General features: G+C 32.0%; 15 protein-coding genes and 1 riboswitch. Of the genes, 1 reads left to right on the top strand and 14 read right to left on the bottom strand.

Annotated features, from left to right (window positions below; translation table 11 throughout):
* Positions 1 to 175: 175 nt before the first annotated feature.
* The 5 genes from CLRAG_RS11145 to cdaA all read right to left on the bottom strand — a co-directional run bounded on the left by CLRAG_RS11145 (position 176) and on the right by cdaA (position 5,825).
* Positions 176 to 370, bottom strand: a complete 195-nt coding sequence (locus CLRAG_RS11145; RefSeq protein ID WP_013240632.1) for a DUF4177 domain-containing protein — start codon at positions 368 to 370, stop codon at positions 176 to 178.
* Between the two features lie 128 nt (positions 371 to 498).
* A complete protein-coding gene (gene glmM / locus CLRAG_RS11150; protein ID WP_065078508.1) occupies positions 499 to 1,848 on the bottom strand; it encodes a phosphoglucosamine mutase in 1,350 nt (449 codons plus the stop codon).
* Positions 1,849 to 2,162: 314 nt separating this feature from the next.
* Positions 2,163 to 3,761 (bottom strand): NAD(P)/FAD-dependent oxidoreductase, encoded by a 1,599-nt coding sequence (locus CLRAG_RS11155; protein ID WP_065078509.1) that lies wholly within the window; start codon positions 3,759 to 3,761, stop codon positions 2,163 to 2,165.
* Positions 3,751 to 5,007 (bottom strand): CdaR family protein, encoded by a 1,257-nt coding sequence (locus CLRAG_RS11160; protein WP_065078510.1) that lies wholly within the window; start codon positions 5,005 to 5,007, stop codon positions 3,751 to 3,753. The genes CLRAG_RS11155 and CLRAG_RS11160 overlap by 11 nt, the downstream gene beginning before the upstream one ends.
* Positions 4,974 to 5,825 (bottom strand): diadenylate cyclase CdaA, encoded by an 852-nt coding sequence (gene cdaA / locus CLRAG_RS11165; protein ID WP_065078511.1) that lies wholly within the window; start codon positions 5,823 to 5,825, stop codon positions 4,974 to 4,976. The genes CLRAG_RS11160 and cdaA overlap by 34 nt, the downstream gene beginning before the upstream one ends.
* A 134-nt stretch (positions 5,826 to 5,959) precedes the next feature.
* Positions 5,960 to 6,087: riboswitch (cyclic di-AMP (ydaO/yuaA leader) on the top strand.
* Between the two features lie 2 nt (positions 6,088 to 6,089).
* On the opposite strand from cdaA, the gene CLRAG_RS11170 reads away from it, so the two are divergent.
* Positions 6,090 to 6,614 carry a cell wall hydrolase gene (locus CLRAG_RS11170; protein WP_065078512.1) on the top strand — a complete coding sequence of 175 codons (525 nt, stop codon included), beginning with the start codon at positions 6,090 to 6,092 and terminating at the stop codon, positions 6,612 to 6,614.
* Between the two features lie 46 nt (positions 6,615 to 6,660).
* On the opposite strand, the gene CLRAG_RS11175 is transcribed toward CLRAG_RS11170, so the two are convergent.
* The 9 genes from CLRAG_RS11175 to CLRAG_RS11215 all read right to left on the bottom strand — a co-directional run bounded on the left by CLRAG_RS11175 (position 6,661) and on the right by CLRAG_RS11215 (position 16,513).
* Positions 6,661 to 7,518 carry an NAD(P)/FAD-dependent oxidoreductase gene (locus CLRAG_RS11175; RefSeq protein ID WP_065078513.1) on the bottom strand — a complete coding sequence of 286 codons (858 nt, stop codon included), beginning with the start codon at positions 7,516 to 7,518 and terminating at the stop codon, positions 6,661 to 6,663.
* Between the two features lie 98 nt (positions 7,519 to 7,616).
* A complete protein-coding gene (gene trxA, locus CLRAG_RS11180) occupies positions 7,617 to 7,934 on the bottom strand; it encodes a thioredoxin (RefSeq protein WP_065078514.1) in 318 nt (105 codons plus the stop codon).
* A gap of 111 nt (positions 7,935 to 8,045) precedes the next feature.
* Positions 8,046 to 9,278, bottom strand: a complete 1,233-nt coding sequence (locus CLRAG_RS11185) for a tetratricopeptide repeat protein (RefSeq protein WP_065078515.1) — start codon at positions 9,276 to 9,278, stop codon at positions 8,046 to 8,048.
* Complete coding sequence (locus tag CLRAG_RS11190) at positions 9,271 to 10,026, bottom strand: DUF4652 domain-containing protein (protein ID WP_065078516.1); 756 nt, start codon at positions 10,024 to 10,026, stop codon at positions 9,271 to 9,273. The genes CLRAG_RS11185 and CLRAG_RS11190 overlap by 8 nt, the downstream gene beginning before the upstream one ends.
* Before the next feature lie 195 nt (positions 10,027 to 10,221).
* Positions 10,222 to 11,835, bottom strand: coding sequence for a phosphoenolpyruvate--protein phosphotransferase (gene ptsP / locus CLRAG_RS11195; protein WP_065078517.1), 1,614 nt, complete (start codon positions 11,833 to 11,835; stop codon positions 10,222 to 10,224).
* 314 nt (positions 11,836 to 12,149) lie between these two features.
* Positions 12,150 to 12,842: a tetratricopeptide repeat protein gene (locus CLRAG_RS11200; RefSeq protein ID WP_065078518.1), complete on the bottom strand. Its 693-nt coding sequence runs from the start codon at positions 12,840 to 12,842 to the stop codon at positions 12,150 to 12,152.
* A 12-nt stretch (positions 12,843 to 12,854) separates the two neighbouring features.
* On the bottom strand, positions 12,855 to 13,895 hold the full coding sequence (citC, locus tag CLRAG_RS11205) for a [citrate (pro-3S)-lyase] ligase (protein ID WP_065078519.1): 1,041 nt from the start codon (positions 13,893 to 13,895) through the stop codon (positions 12,855 to 12,857).
* A 33-nt stretch (positions 13,896 to 13,928) separates the two neighbouring features.
* Positions 13,929 to 15,470 carry a citrate lyase subunit alpha gene (citF, locus tag CLRAG_RS11210; protein ID WP_065078520.1) on the bottom strand — a complete coding sequence of 514 codons (1,542 nt, stop codon included), beginning with the start codon at positions 15,468 to 15,470 and terminating at the stop codon, positions 13,929 to 13,931.
* A gap of 167 nt (positions 15,471 to 15,637) precedes the next feature.
* Positions 15,638 to 16,513: an HpcH/HpaI aldolase/citrate lyase family protein gene (locus CLRAG_RS11215; protein ID WP_065078521.1), complete on the bottom strand. Its 876-nt coding sequence runs from the start codon at positions 16,511 to 16,513 to the stop codon at positions 15,638 to 15,640.
* Positions 16,514 to 16,521 lie beyond the last annotated feature (8 nt).

Raw genomic sequence — 16,521 nt, forward strand, 5'->3', positions numbered from 1 at the left:
ACCTGTCAATCTATTATATTCTTTAATCTTATTTTATGTCAACTAGATAGCTAAAATTAACTTTTTGTTCTTATTTTCATATTATGGAATTGAGATTGGAATGTGCTATATACCCTCAAAATTGTAAATTTATAAAAATAAACCGCCTTTAAATTTTACTTTAAAGGCGGTTTTTTTAACTGTGTTTTTTAAACACTATTAAATCATCTTCTAATTTATCCTGATTTCCAAGTGTAGCATAATGTCTTTGTAAAACTCCTGTAAGTTCCCAATCTTCCTTACCATACTTATTTAATTTTTCTTCTAAGTTTAAATTATCAGTTGAATTTAAAAAACGCTCCACTGTAAATATTCTATATTGCCACGACATTGGACTCACTCCTCTAATAATTTATATCTTAATTATTAGAGTGTCCAATTTTTAAGATATTTAAAACATTTAATTTTTACAAATAAAAAATGCACTTTTAAATTCAATTACAGTACGCTTTTATATTTTTAATTCACTTTTGATTCAATAAGCTCAGCCAATTTATGCGCAATTTTATCTATTTCACTTTGATTTTGACCTTCCAACATAACTCTTACTAATGGTTCTGTTCCCGAAGGTCTTATAAGCACTCTTCCACAACCATCTAATTTTTCTTCTATTTTCTTTATCTCAGATATTATTTCTTCATCTTCTGCATATATATTCTTTTTATCATTTGGAACATTAGCATTTGCAAGTACTTGAGGTAAATTTTTCATCATAGAAGCACATTCAGATAACTTCTTTCCAGTCTTTTTTACTATAGAAGCTATTTGTAGTGCTGTTACAAGTCCATCTCCTGTAGTATTATAATCCAGCATAATTATATGACCTGACTGTTCTCCACCTAATTTATAGCCTTGTTTTTTCATCTCTTCAAGCACATACCTGTCTCCAACTTTAGTCTTTACAGTACTCATTTGCTCTTTTTTGAGTGCTATATCAAGTCCAAGATTACTCATTACAGTAACTACTACCACATTTTTATAAAGTTTTCCTTCATCTTTTAAATGCTTTCCTATTATAGCCATTATAAAATCTCCATTTATGAGATTTCCCTTTTCATCCACTGCAAGACATCTATCTGCATCCCCATCAAAAGCAAGTCCTAAATCATAACCTTCTTTTACTACAGTTTGCATAAGTTCTTCAGGGTGAGTTGAACCACATTTTCTATTTATATTTATTCCATCAGGTTCATTATTTATAACTTTCACTTCTGCTCCCATTTCCTCAAAGGCTTTCACAGAAGTTACGTAGGATGCTCCATTTGCACAATCTAAAACTACCTTTAATCCTTTTAAATCTATATCTATAGTGGATTTTGTAAATTCTACATAGTCTTTTAGTGCTTCTCCTGTTTCCACTACTTTTCTTCCAATTTCAGCTCCAATAGGCATAGATACATCTTTAAAATTACTTTCAATTACTTCCTGTATCCTATCTTCTAATTCATCTGAGAGTTTATATCCCTCACTGTTAAAAAATTTTATTCCATTATATTCTACAGGATTGTGGGAAGCAGATATAACTACTCCTGCATCCATCTTATATTTTCTAGTCAAATAAGCAACTGCTGGAGTTGGTATTACACCTACACAAACAGCTTCTGCTCCTACAGAAAGTATACCCGAAACCAGGGCACTTTCTAGCATATCTCCAGATATTCTTGTATCCATTCCAACTAATATCTTTGGTTTATGTGCCGTTTCTGTAAGCACATATGCTCCTGCCCGTCCTAATTTATATGCTAGTTCTGCAGTTAACTCCTTGTTTGCAATTCCTCTTACTCCATCAGTTCCAAACATTCTCTGCATATTATTAATACCTCTCTTATTAAAAGTTAATTTTTCTATAGGTTATCACACTAAATCTAAAATCTGTGCTCCTCTCTTACACTCAAAATATTCATCTTTTATTATATTACATTAAAAATTTTTCCACAACGCAATTTTTAGCGATGTTTTGCTTTAGTAAAACAAGCTTAAAAATAAATTAGTTTTCTGACGTAAGGAGGAAAACTCACCTTCATTGTCCTCTGTCCTCTGTCAATTGTCCTCTGAAAAATTATTCCGCAAAGTTTTCATATTAAGTCAAAATTGTATATATGCGAAAGTTGAGTTAATTATATTTATAAAAGTGGACTGTATTTTTGTATTATACTCTCTGCAGTTTTTAATCCATCTACCGCCGCTGATATTATACCTCCTGCAAAGCCTGCACCTTCTCCACAAGGATATAATCCTTCTAAAGATACACTCTCAAAGTTGCTGTTTCTCATCATTCTTATTGGAGATGAAGTTCTGCTTTCAATGGCTGTCATTACACCATCACCTTCAGAAAACCCTTTTATCTTTTTTTCAAAATCAATAAATCCTTCTTTTAATGCAGATGAAACAGCGGATGGCAAACACTTTCTAAGATCTCTAAATTCATATCCAGGTTTGTAAGTAGGTTTTACTTCTCCAACTTTATTTGAAACCGTGTCATTTAAAAAGTCTTTAATTAACTGTACTGGAGCAGCATAATTGCCTCCTCCTAACTTATAGGCCAGGTTCTCATAATGCCTCTGAAATTCCATTCCTTTTAGAGGGGAATTTCCTTCAAAATCCTTTTCTCCTACAGTTACAACTACTGCAGAATTTGCATTTTCAAAATCTCTTTTATAGTAACTCATTCCATTTGTCACAAGCCTATTTTCCTCTGAAGCTGCCGCAATTACTTCCCCTCCGGGGCACATGCAAAAACTGTAGACTCCTCTTCCCTCTTTACTATTATAAGCTAGCCTATAATCTGCAGCTCTTAATTTAGGATGGTCTGCAAATTTCCCATATTGATTTACATTTATCATATGCTGGGAATGTTCTACTCTAACTCCTATAGCAAACGCCTTAGGTTCTACTACAACATCTTTTTTTAATATCATTTCATAGGTGTCTCTTGCACTATGCCCTATAGCTAATATTAAATTGTCACAGCCTATCTCATTTCCATTTACTAATACTGCCTTTAATTTTTTATGCTCTATTATTAAATTATCCAATTTACTATCAAATAGTATATCTCCGCCCAATTCAAGTATTCTATTTCTTATATTTTTTACAATTGTTTTTAAATTATCCGTTCCCAAATGGGGCTTTCCATTATAAATAATCTCTTCTGGAGCTCCATACTTTACAAAAGCTTTCAATATAAATTGGCATCTCTCATCTTTTATCCTGGTAGTTAATTTTCCATCTGAAAATGTCCCTGCCCCACCTTCTCCAAACTGTATATTGGACTCTAAATTTAACTTTCCACTTTTCCAGAATTCATCTACAGTTTTTGTTCTATCTTCAACTTTTTGTCCCCGTTCTATTATTATTGGTCTATAACCATTTTCTGCCAGCAAGAGACCTGCAAACATACCTGCAGGTCCCATGCCAACAACTATAGGTCGATATTTCATCTTTTTTGTACCTAAAACTAACCTTTTTTCTACTACCTTTTCTTCTATCTTTATATTCCCATCTCTAATTTTTGATACAATTTTTCTTTCTCCATCACAGCTTAATTCAACAGAGTAGTTAAACCTTATATTGTTTTTTCTTCTGGCATCCAGAGATTCTCGAAGTATTTTAAACTTCTTAATATCCTTCTCACTTATTTTAAGCTTTTTTGCAGCTTTATTTTTTAATTCATCTATACTTTCATCTATGTTTATGCTTAAATTATTTATTCTAATTGCCATTTTGTCCCTCCGACGTTTTTTTCTTAATTTCTATGCTAATTTTTTGTGGGTCTTGTGATACTAAAGACACTCCCTGAGGCATAGATACAACTACATTTACCGTATGAGTTCCTTCTGATAGAGAACTTGCATCCACAAAACAACTTATATTATTTCCATTTAGACTATTTATATTATTAGTAGGTCCATTAAATACTGCAGATACACTGTTACTGCCTAAGTTAGCCGTATACCCAGCATTTAAATTTCTAACCTGTATATTAAGATTCATTGTCTTTTGGCCACTTTTATCGGAAGAAGCCGCAGCCTCATTATTTATATTTACATTTAATTCTACCTTTCCTGAGTTATTAACTAATTTTACCCCTTTAGGTACTACTAGCTTAACTTCTATACTACCTGAACTACCAATTTTACTTAAATCAACTGGCTCTGTATCTAAACTACTTATGTTCTTTATTACATTTTCATCCCCTGACACATCTACTTTATCTGGATTACTTACTATTGAATTAGGAACTGATCCATTTCCTGTATTTCCTTGAATTTTTACGTTTACAGGTACAGTCTTTACTTTTCCTATGGGTACAGTAACTTTAATAGGAGATGGATTTATTGTAACATCCTTTACCACATTTCCAAATGAGTCCTGAGCCTGAAGCTTAACAGATGTATTTATATCACTTCCAGCATATTTCACGTCACATGTGGCTGCAGCATACTTTACACTATTTACCGCATCTGCTGCTCCACTTATTTCCACCTTGTCTGTATTTAAGACAGGATCTAGTGCATAATATCCTTCTTTTGGTTTACCTACTACTCCTATTCTTACAGGCACGCTTTTCAGTTTTAATTCATCAAGTTGTACCTTTATCCACAAATTTTCATTATTTAATATACTTATGTTATCAGGGCTTTTCTTTACTTCTACAGGTATATTATTTTCCCCTTTTTTCATAACATAAGCATTTAAATCTGATTGTAATTTAAAATCTGATGGTTTTACTGAGTATACATTGGAAGCATTACCCTTTATTAAAAGAGATATATTAGCGGATTGATTATCTATTTGTACAAGTTTTGATTGAGCAAGTGCATCTTTATTCACTATAGTAACAGGTACCACAATCTTTCTTTCCCTCATAGGATCTTCTACGTTGAATATGTACAACCATAAAATAAATGACGCTATTACGCAGCATATTTTTACTAGGATTTGGTCCCTTTTATTTTTTCTTTCCACCCAATCACCCTCTCTCTCCATGTACTCTTTTTCTGAAATCTATTTTTCATTATATTTATAAGAACTTTTTTCAACCTATCCTTTGTATAATTCCTTGTAATCCTTCCATTCATGGCAAGAGAAATAGTACCAGTCTCTTCTGAAACCACTATGATAAGTGCATCAGAATTCTCTGATATACCAATTGCAGCCCTATGTCTCGTGCCTAACTTTTTGTTTAAATCGTTATTACTAGTAAGCGGCAAAAAACACCCTGCTGAAACTATTCTATTATTTCTTATTACAGTTGCACCGTCATGCAGTGGAGTATTTACTACAAATATATTTTCTAGAAGTGCAGATGATACCAAAGCATCTATCTTAGTACCAGTATTTATTATATCTCCAAGCCCAGTAACTTGTTCTATTACAATAAGTGCCCCTGTTTTGCTTTCAGATAAATTACCTACTGAATTTGCAATTTCTGTTATAACCTTTTCCATAGTCTCTTCGTCCTCTAAAATATGTTTATCATTAAAAGCGGTTCTTCCTAACTGTTCCAGTGCCCGACGAATTTCCGGCTGAAATATAATAACAATAGAAAGGACGCCTATGGTCAAGGTCTTGGTAAGTATCCAATTGAGCATAGTTAAATTAAAAAAGCTGCTTATTGGTATAAGAAATATTATGAGTATAATTCCCTTTAAAAGCTGTTCAGCTCTAGTTTCTTTTATAAGCATGTATCCTTTATAGAGTATATATGATACTACTAATATATCCATAACGGAAGATATACTTATATTTCTTATTGAATTAGCTGTCATTTGCAATAATTCCACCCATCTCACCACCCTGTCAATAAATATATATTTAAATTATACACTATTTGATATTGTTTATATCACGTAATAGATTATTTTATAAAATTTTAATAAAATACATTTTTATCGTATTTTATTTTTTTATATGGGTACAATATCATTAGCCTAAGTTTTACTAAAAACGCGGGGAAACCAGTAACATTGGGGTGAATCGTATTTACGTAGGTTATGCCTTTACCGAACCCGTCAGCTAACCCCGTCGGTAATAAGGAGAGGATTAGATTGAAAAAAATTTTTTGTTTAATACTTTTTTCTTTGCTGTTACTTATTCCTTTTTCTAAAGTAACTGCAAAGAATTTCGACAGTACCAGTTCCAATTTATTTAATGGTCAAGAAGAAGTCGTGCAAGTGTTTAATTACTCTGATCAAAAGATATATATAACTCAAAATGATGTTGATTTAATGGCCAAAGTTGTTTATGCTGAAAGCAATTCAGAACCCTTTGAAGGCCAGGTAGCAGTAGCTTCCGTAATACTAAACCGATTAAAATACCCTGAGTTTCCAAAGACAGTAGAAGGTGTTATAAAACAAAGGGGTGCTTTTTCCTGTGTCAAAAATGGTACTATAAATGCATCTCCAAATGAAAGCAGTTATAGTGCAGTTTCTCAGGCTCTAAAGGGTATAGATCCTTCAGGTAAATCTATTTTCTTTTATAATCCCCAAATAGCCACATCTCAATGGATGAAAAACATAGATAAAAGAAATATGAGAACTATAGGGCATCATGTATTTTTTGTAGCTAATTGAAAAAGCTCCCCTTATCTTTTTTTAAAAGATGAGGGGGCTTTTTTAATTAATTTTTATCAATGTAAAAGACAGCATTTAGTGCTGCTACCTGTCCCTGTCCTGCGGCTTTCATATACTGATAAGGTTTCCCCACACAATCTCCTGCTGCAAAACAACCTTCAATATTTGTCTTCATATTCATATCTACTTTTATGTGTCCATTTTCCATAATAAGTCCTGGTACCAATTTATCTGGCGCTATACTATCCTTTAAAACAAATACTCCATCTGTAACTATTTCCTTGCTTTTCAAAATTACCTTTTCTACTTTATTTCCTCCAGATATCTCCACTACCTTATCTCTTACTATTTCTACATTTTCATTTAAATTTAAGCTTTCTCTATACATTGGTATATAGTATGTTTTTTTAGCCAGTTCATTTACATAATTGGCTTCTGCTTCAGCTTCTTTATTATATCCTATTATAGTAACGATCTTCCCTCTATAAAGAGGGGCATCACAGGTAGCACAATATCCAACTCCCCTGCCTAGGAATTCTTCTTCTCCTTTTAATGCTTTTGTATATTCAATGCCAGTTGCCAATATGACTGCACTTGCTTCATACATTTTTTCATTTACAGCAATACCAAAATATTGTCCCATAGCATATATAGTATTTATTCTTTCATAAGTTATATCTATCCCCATGTTTGCCACATGGTGCTGAAATCTATCTTTTAACTGTATTCCTGTTATATCAGGAAGCCCTAGGTAATTATCTATTTTAGGTGCTTTTATCAATTTACCACTGAGCTCGCTGCTTCCAAAAATAATTATGTTCTTATTTCTTATTTTCGCATTAATTGCTGCTGACAGTCCCGCAGGACCACTGCCTACTATAGCAATATCATATCTATTACTCATAACTACCACCTCCAGTTTTTGTTTTCTAATTCCATAGTTAAAATGACAAATTAACTAAATTGTCAATTTGCCATTTTAACACGTAAACAGAGTTTAAACTATATATGTTTTTCCAAAGCATCTTTTATTGCATCTTTTGGTCTGAATCCAACAAATTTATCTACCATATTTCCGTTTTTAAATACCATTACAGTTGGAATACTTGCAATTTTAAATTGCGCTGCTGTAACAGGATTCTCATCTACATTTAACTTAAAGAATTTTGCTTTTCCCGACAACTCATCTGAAACTTCTTCTATTACAGGAGAAAGCATTTTACATGGTCCACACCATGAAGCCCAGAAATCTACAACTACAGGAGTAGGTGCATTTTCAATTGATTGTGAAAAATCTTGATCTTTTATTTCCTCTACCATTATTTGCCCTCCTTATACCCCGTAGGGGTATTATCTTTAATTATATTTTATAATATATTATCTACTAGGTCAACGTTTTTAGTCTATAAATTTAATTAAAAAATAAAAATTTTAGTCATTTATCAAATTACTTATTATAGAATTATTGTAAATAGAATTAGGATATTTATCTACCAATCCTTGAGCATATTTTTTTGCTTGTGACTTATCCGTATCTTTATATATAACGGCAAGTCTGTACAGTACAGTTTCTTCATAATCCCCATCAGAAAAGCTTTTATCATATTGAATATAATAATTTATAGCATTTTTTGTATCTCCCGAGGAATCTAACGTTGTAGCAAGCATATATACTATGTCAGCATAAAGGTAATTTTCACTTCCAAACTCATAAGCTTTTGTGAGATAAGCTTTGGCATTATTATAATCTTTGCTATTTAGATAATTGGTTCCTAATTTATAAAAATAGGCAGATCCGTCTTGCTTTAAGAGATTAGTACCTTCTGAAAGAAGTGCTCCTTCATCAGTACTTAATTGTTTATCTTTCCACTTTTTAACCTCTATATATATAGAATCATAATCTTTATTTTGTATATAACCTTTAAATTTTTCCTGTGGGAAAACTTCTTTAATAGTTTCAGCTTTTGGTTTCGTCTTATTACTTACACCTGAAGGCTTTTGTCCATTATTTTTAATAGTAGAAGTTTTTACTTTTGCGAATTTTTTATTAAGCAAATTTTTATTTTTGACACCATTAAAAATTAACACAATTAGAATTACCAAACATATTATACTTGCTGAAATGCAAGCTATTTTCTTAAGTGGGAACTTCTTTTTTACTACATTTAGATCTTCAAGCAGCTTCATGGTCTTTTTAGCTTCATCATTGTTTATATCAACTCTTAATACATTGTTCAACTTTTCCAGAGCCTTTTTATACTCCCCTTTTTTTATATAACAAAGAGCACTATAATTATTTACTTTAATATAATTAAAATCACTTTCAGCACATTGTTCAAGTAACTCAAGTGCTTCATTTATTTTTAATTCTCTAATCAACCTTAAAGCCTTTACATACAAACTGAATCGAACATCATCTTCCTTTAAAGAATCGAGATATTTTTCTGAAACCCCATCTCCATTAACTTGATGGTTCATCTTCCAAAGTTTTTGAGCTTTATCTAAATCACCTTTAAGATAAAATAAAAGTCCCTTAAGATTAATAGATGCCCTATTTTTTATATTTAAAGATATACTTTCTTCACAAAGTTCTATTGCTTTATCTATATACCCATCATTATATTTTTTTAGAGCCTTATTGTATATTTTCTGAGACTTATCCATTTATCGTATATACCACTTTCCCATTAGAATTTTTAACTTCCATCTTACTATTTAAATTTGTGCTAAAAGAATTTATAGTCCAATTTTCTACATGACATTTATTATATACATCATCGTCATATACATTGACTTTTAAGTTTACAATATCTCCATTTTTCTCTGCAGACATTATCTGTTGTTTTTTACTTGGCATCTTTATTAAGATTTCATTATCCCTCGTATCTACATTTAGCATATAAAGGTCTCCACCTTTTGAAATGGATCCACTTGAATATCCTATAACCACCAATAAATTTTTATCATCAGCCCATTCCAAGTATTTGGGAGATAATTTAGAGTTGTTTTCAATTTGAAAACTATAAACTTTCTGAGGATCTTTTATGATTATTTTCCCTGTACCCTCTTCTAAGGCCTCACTGCCTTTTCCTTCTATACAAGCATTATAACTTCCATTTTTGCTACTTTTCCAGGTAGTGTTAAAACTAACTGTAGAATTATTATCCATTTCTTGCTTTACAAATTTTATTTCACTTGAACTTTTAACAGTAGGAGAAGAAGTTTTCATTTCCTCCTTTGGTTTTTGAGTTTCTTTATTATTAGATACATTACTTGAATCTATTTTTTTACTATTACTACCGCTGCTTTGAGTGGAAGTAGAATTGCCTTTGCTGTCAAAACAGGCTGTAAGTCCTAAAGTAAAAATAACTAATAATGAACACATTATAAAACTCAATCTATTATTTTTCATGTATAATATATTCCTCCTTGTATAAGATTATATTGTTATTTTTCGGGCTATGCAGTCTTAGACATTTTCAAATTAATAACCAGTCAGTATGCTAGCTTATTTTTTATCATACTGACTTAATATTTAATTAAATTATACCATAATAATTCTATGCTAAAAACTACTGGTATGCCATTCTACCAGTAGTTTTTAATATTACTTTTTCATTATAAGTTCTTTTGCCTTTAATATAGAGGAAGCACTCATAGAGAATTCATCTAATTCGTATTCTACTAAAGTTTCAATGGCATTTTCATCTCCAGCCATTTCTCCGCACATTCCACATATTTTTCCCTGCTTATGTGCAGCCTCTATAGTCATTTTTATAAGTTTCAAAACTGCTGGATGCATTGGATTGTAGAGATAAGCTACTTTTTCATTCATCCTATCTGCCGCTAAGGTATATTGTATTAAATCATTAGTTCCAATACTGAAAAAGTCCACATACTTTGCAAGTTCATCTGAATTTACTGCCGCTGCAGGTATTTCTACCATTATTCCCGTTTGTAAATCCCTATTAAAACTCTTTCCCTCTTTAGTAAGTTCATCCATACACTCTGTCAATATTTCCTTGGCCTTTAAAAACTCTTCCAAAGAACTTATCATTGGAAACATTATTCTTAAATTTCCAAAAACAGATGCTCTCAAAAGAGCTCTTAGCTGGACTTTAAATATATCCGTTCTGTCCAAACAAAGCCTTATGGCCCTATACCCTAAGAAAGGATTCATTTCCTCAGGTACCGGTAAATAGGAAAGCTTTTTATCTCCTCCTATATCTAATGTTCTTATAATTACAGGTCTTTTACCCATTTTCTCCACTACAGTTTTATAAGCATTAAATTGTTCCTCTTCTCCAGGCATACTTTCCCTATCCATATATAAAAACTCAGTCCTAAAAAGTCCTATGCCCTCTCCGCCATTTTTTAGCACCTGATCTACATCTTCTGGCTTACCTATGTTTCCAAAAACCTCTACTTTCTTTCCATATTTCGTAAATACTTCTACATCTATTAAAGCTTTAAGTTTTTCTTTTTCTTTTTTATAATTTTCTTTTTTTATCTTATAAGTATTTAAAGTATCTTTATCTGGGTTTATTATAACTTCACCCTCTACTCCATCTACTATAATAAGATCTCCATCTTTAACTGAATCTGTTATATCGTTTAGGCCAACTACTGCTGGTATTTCAAGGGTTCTAGCCATAATTGCACTGTGAGAAGTTCTCCCTCCAATGTCCGTAACAAAAGCTATTACTTTACTCTTATCCAGCTGTGCTGTATCTGAGGGAGTTAAATCATGAGCTACAACTACCGTATTGTTTTCCATGTCAATTATAGAGGAGTTGTTTCCTGTAAGGTTTGCAAGTATTCTACTACCTACATCTTTTATATCTGCTCCACGTTCTCTCATATACTCGTCTTCCATAGCCTGAAAGGTTTTCATATACAAATCTACTATATCATAAAGTGCACTCTCTGCATTCACATGATCATTTACTATCTTTACTGTTACTGCACCTGCAAATTCTACATCATCTAAAAGCATGATATGACTTTCAAATACTTCTGCCTTATCTTTTCCTACTTCTTTTTCAGCTTTTGCCTTAATTTTCTCTAATTGACTTTTTGATAATTCAAGAGCTTTTTGAAATCTTTCTTTTTCTTGTATTACATCATCTATATGCTTTCTTTCTATACTTATTTCAGTTTTCCTTTTTACAACTACTTTTCCTATTGCATAACCTTTAGAAGCAGATATACCTTTTTTCATTTATTTTCCTCCTAAAATTGTATATTTATACAAAGTTATATATAACTGTTGCTATAAATATTTATTTTTTACATAATTATATCTCATATTTAAAAATTTTTAAATATATGTACCATAAATTAACCATTTCAATATAAACAGAGTTCTTGGCATCAGATCGAGTTTTGGACTCCACCTGATGACTAGAACTCGTTATCCAGGGACGTAGCTGCTCTTTACTCACACTTGGAGAAGTGGGAGTATTAGAGCAGGTAGTCATCGAATAAAATATTACAATTTGGAAAATAACTGTCTAAGTTATGCATAAATAGTATCTATTTAATTAAATCCTGAAATTGACTTGAACCTTTTACAGGATCAAAATCCTTCTCTTCTCTAGCAATAGACTTAATATCTGGTGACATATCTACAGCTATTTTTAAAAATTTAACTGTATTTTCAACGTCTCCCCGTCTGCCATATATGCTAGCCTTTCCATAATAACTCCAAATATACTTTTCTATCTCCAAATCCTTATCATACCAATTAAGTGCATCATCGTATTTGCCATAAAGTTCATAAGCCAGGGCTTTATTGAACCTAGCGTATCCAAAATTAGAGTTGATTTCAAGTGCCTTATCTATATTTTTCATACCTTCTTCATAGTTATTACTGTAACATAATGCTATACCCTTTATATTATAGGCTTTGTAAAATTCCTTATCCTCATTTATAATTTCATCTGCTTTTGCAATAGTATCAGAATACTTTTTATTGCTAAAAAGCTTTTGTGCTTCATCATACTTTTTCTCTTCATCTTTTTTTTCATCTACAGGTTTTATAACTGAATTTTCTGTTATATTATTAGATTTTTGTATAACGTTTTCATTTTTTTTATTCATATAGATGTCTTTTCCTATAAGGGCTATGGAAAATATGCAAAGAACACAAAATATTATCACTTTAGTCTTTAAAGAAAATTTTCCGAATAATCTGGAACCTATTCTTTTTCTATTTTTAAAAGCCATCTATTTATCCCCCTAAAAAGCCTTATGAAGTTTATTCTTGATAATGTCTCTTCCTCTATCAGAATTTAAAAATTGCCAGGTAGATTCTGGAACAATTTTCTCTATTACATCCATTCTACCTTCACATAAAAGCTTCCTTACCTTGGAAGCACTTATATATTCTCCATTATACTTTTCTCTTTCAATTTCTACAACCTTTACATTATAGGTAGGCATAATTTTTTTCAAAGTTTCATTGTAAGTGCTAGTAACATCACAATAAGGTTCCTTTCCTACAAATCTTTTTTTTATATTAAACCTCTTACAAATATACTTCCCAAATATGCCGCTATCTATTTCTTCATAAGCCTGTAATCTTTCATCTGCTTTTTTTATAAAATAATTTGGGAATGTAGCTTGAGATATAATGTATTCTCCTGCTGGAATTACTTTAACATTTTTTAAATCTTGTGTTCCTGTTTTTACCATAGTATATCTATCAGAAAATGGGAAGTCAGATCTATCCTCCTCCACCAAAAATAATAAAACCTGATTACAGCTTTTAGCAGCTTCTTCTATCAAATACCTGTGTCCTTTTGTAAAAGGGTTGCAATTCATCACTAAAGCAGTACTTTCTATATTATTGTCTATAGAATATTTTTTATCTATACTATCTAAAAATTTATCTATATTGTATATACCATACTCTAAAAGGGCAGCTTTTTCTGCCCTATATAAAAGTTTAAAGTTCAAAGAAGTAAACACATTAATTCTATCTGGTTTTGTAAATATAAAATTATGAAATATTCCCTCATTAAAACTCTTGTCAATTAAATGGGATATAAGTGATGAAGTTAAGTTTTCCCCTCTCATGTCTTCTGACACTGCAAAACACTTGAATATGTTTCCTGCCTTAGAGCAAGTTGCCTTTATATTTCTATTATTGTCTCTAAGTACTACAGTGTAGTCTACATCTTTGTCCAGTATTAAATCAAATTTTTGTAAAAAACAAATTACCTCATTTTTTTCCTGCTCCGAACTCAAATCTATACTTTCAAGGGATAAACCGTACATAACTTCATCCTTCCTTCCCATCTTTTTGTAAAATTAAGATATAACTTTTCTAACTACATCAATTACAGTTCCATCTCTATACTCAACTACTGCTACTATTTCATCAGAAGTCTTTATAGCTTCTGGTTTTCCTGTCATCTTCTCAGCTGTTTCCTTTAATTCTTCTATAGTCATAACTGGTAAATTAGCTTTCTTTAATTTTTCTATTAAATCTTCTCTTTTTGGATTTACTGCTATTCCTCTATCTGTTACAACTACATCTATACTTTCTCCTGGTGTGGTTACTGTAGTTACCTTGTCCTTTATTATTGGCAGTCTACCCTTTATAAGATTTGTAACAACTATGGCAAGCTTTGCTCCTGCTGCAGTATCACTGTGTCCACCTGAGCCTCCCATTATCATACCATCTGATCCTGTTGTTACATTTACATTAAAATCTGTATCTATTTCTGTAGCTCCTAGTATCATCACATCTAGATTATTTACTACTGATCCTCTGTTATGTGGGTTGCCATACATAGAACCTGACATTGTCTGGTGTTTTGGATTGTCTCTATAAGATTCCACTGCTTTTAAGTCAAAACACTGTACATCAAAAATGTTTCTAAACAATCCTTCTTGAAGCATATCAACTATATATCCTGTTATTCCTCCTGCTGCAAAACTGCCTGTAACTTCTTTTTTCTTCATTATATCTTTTAATTCCATAGCTACTGCAAGAGAAGTTCCTCCTGCTCCTGTCTGAAAAGACATTCCTTCTTTTACAAGTCCTGATGCTTCTATTACCTTTGAAGCCATCTTTGCTATTTTAAGTCCTACAGGATCTTTTGTTATCCTGGTAGTTCCTGATACTATTCCTTCAGGATTTCCTATGGAATCCATTTTTACTACATAATCTACATATTCCTGACTTATTTCTATTGGGCATGCAGGATAAGGTACTAAGTTATCTGTAACTGCCACAACTGTATCTGCATACTGTGCATCTGCTATTGCATATCCGAGAGATCCACAAGCAGATTTACCATATACTCCATTTACATTTCCATAGGTATCTGCTGTAGGGGCACCAATAAATGCCACATCTATATGAAGATCACCGCTTTCAATTGCCCTTGGTCTTCCACCATGGGTCATCATGATTGAAGGTTTCTTTGAATATCCCTTTGATATTGCTTCTGCTACTGGTCCTGATATATAATCCGCTATAATCTGGGTAACTACTCCATTTTTCATATGCTCTACCAGCGGTTCATGTATTGGAAATATACTACTTGCTGCTACAGTTATATCCTTTATTCCTCTTTTGGCAAGTGCATATATTACATTGTTAAGTACAAAATCTCCATTTCTCAAGTGATGGTGAAATGACACAGTCATCCCATCTTTTAATGTTATTTTGTCCAGTACTTCATCTATACTATTTAATACTTTATTTTCTCCAGGTTTTACACTTTTTATTTTTACTCCTGCCTTTTCTCTTATTCCATAGTTTGCAAAGGCACCTTCAAAAGGCTTTACCTTTCCATAACCTTCTATGTAATCAGGAACTTCTCTTCCGATTGAATTTTTCACTGTAATCCCTCATTTCTACTTATTATTCTTAATTTATCCCAATCAAATAAACAGAGTTCTTTGCATCAGATGGAGTTTTAACTCCACCTGATGCTTAGAAATCGTTATCCAGGGACATAGCTGCTCTTTACTCCCTCTTGGAAAAGCGGGAGTATTAGAGCAGGTAGTCATCGGATAAATCCAAGTAATTTTGCTAGTTCTACAGTAGTTACTGCCCTGCTTATTACTGGAGCATCTACCATTTTCCCATCTAATGAAAATACCCCTAGTCCTTTTTGTTGTGCTTCATCTCTTGCTTTTAGTACTCTAACAGCATGGTCTATTTCTTCTTTTGCAGGTGCAAATACTTCGTGTATACTGTCAATTTGTCTTGGATTTATAGCTGCTTTTCCTGTAAATCCTAACTTTTTCGCTGTTGTTGTATCTTTTTTCAATCCTTCATAATCATTTGTATCTGTAAATGGTGTGTCTATAGCATCTACCCTAGCTGCCCTACAAGCTGTAGAAACCCTGTTTCTTGCATAGAATATTTCCTGACCTTCCTTTGTTCTCTTTATTCCAAAATCAGAAGTCAAATCTTCTGCTCCTAAGAGTACAGCTACCACTCTTTTTGATGAGTTTATTATGTTATATACATTTTCAAGTCCATAGGCAGTTTCAACTATAGGTATTAACTTTATTGAACCTTTTTCAAATGATTCTTCTTTCTCTATACCTGTTAGTATTTTATCTATTTCTTCTAATTGTTTCTCAGTTGCCTTCGGAATCATTAGTGAATCAGGTTTAACTCTAGCTATAGTATCTATGTCCTTCGGCCCATATTCTGTATCCAGAGGATTTACCCTGACTACAAGTTCTACCTTAGAATAATCTACATTGCAAATGGCTTCTTTTACAAGCAATCTTGCACTATCTTTTTCTGTAAGACTTACTGCATCTTCCAAGTCAAGTATGACAGAATCTGCTCCAAGTATAGGTGCATTTTGAAGCATACCTGGATTGTTTCCTGGCATAAAAAGCATTGTTCTTCTCAATTTTTTCATTACAATCA

The sequence above is a fragment of the Clostridium ragsdalei P11 genome, assembly GCF_001675165.1.
GTDB lineage: Bacteria > Bacillota > Clostridia > Clostridiales > Clostridiaceae > Clostridium_B > Clostridium_B ragsdalei.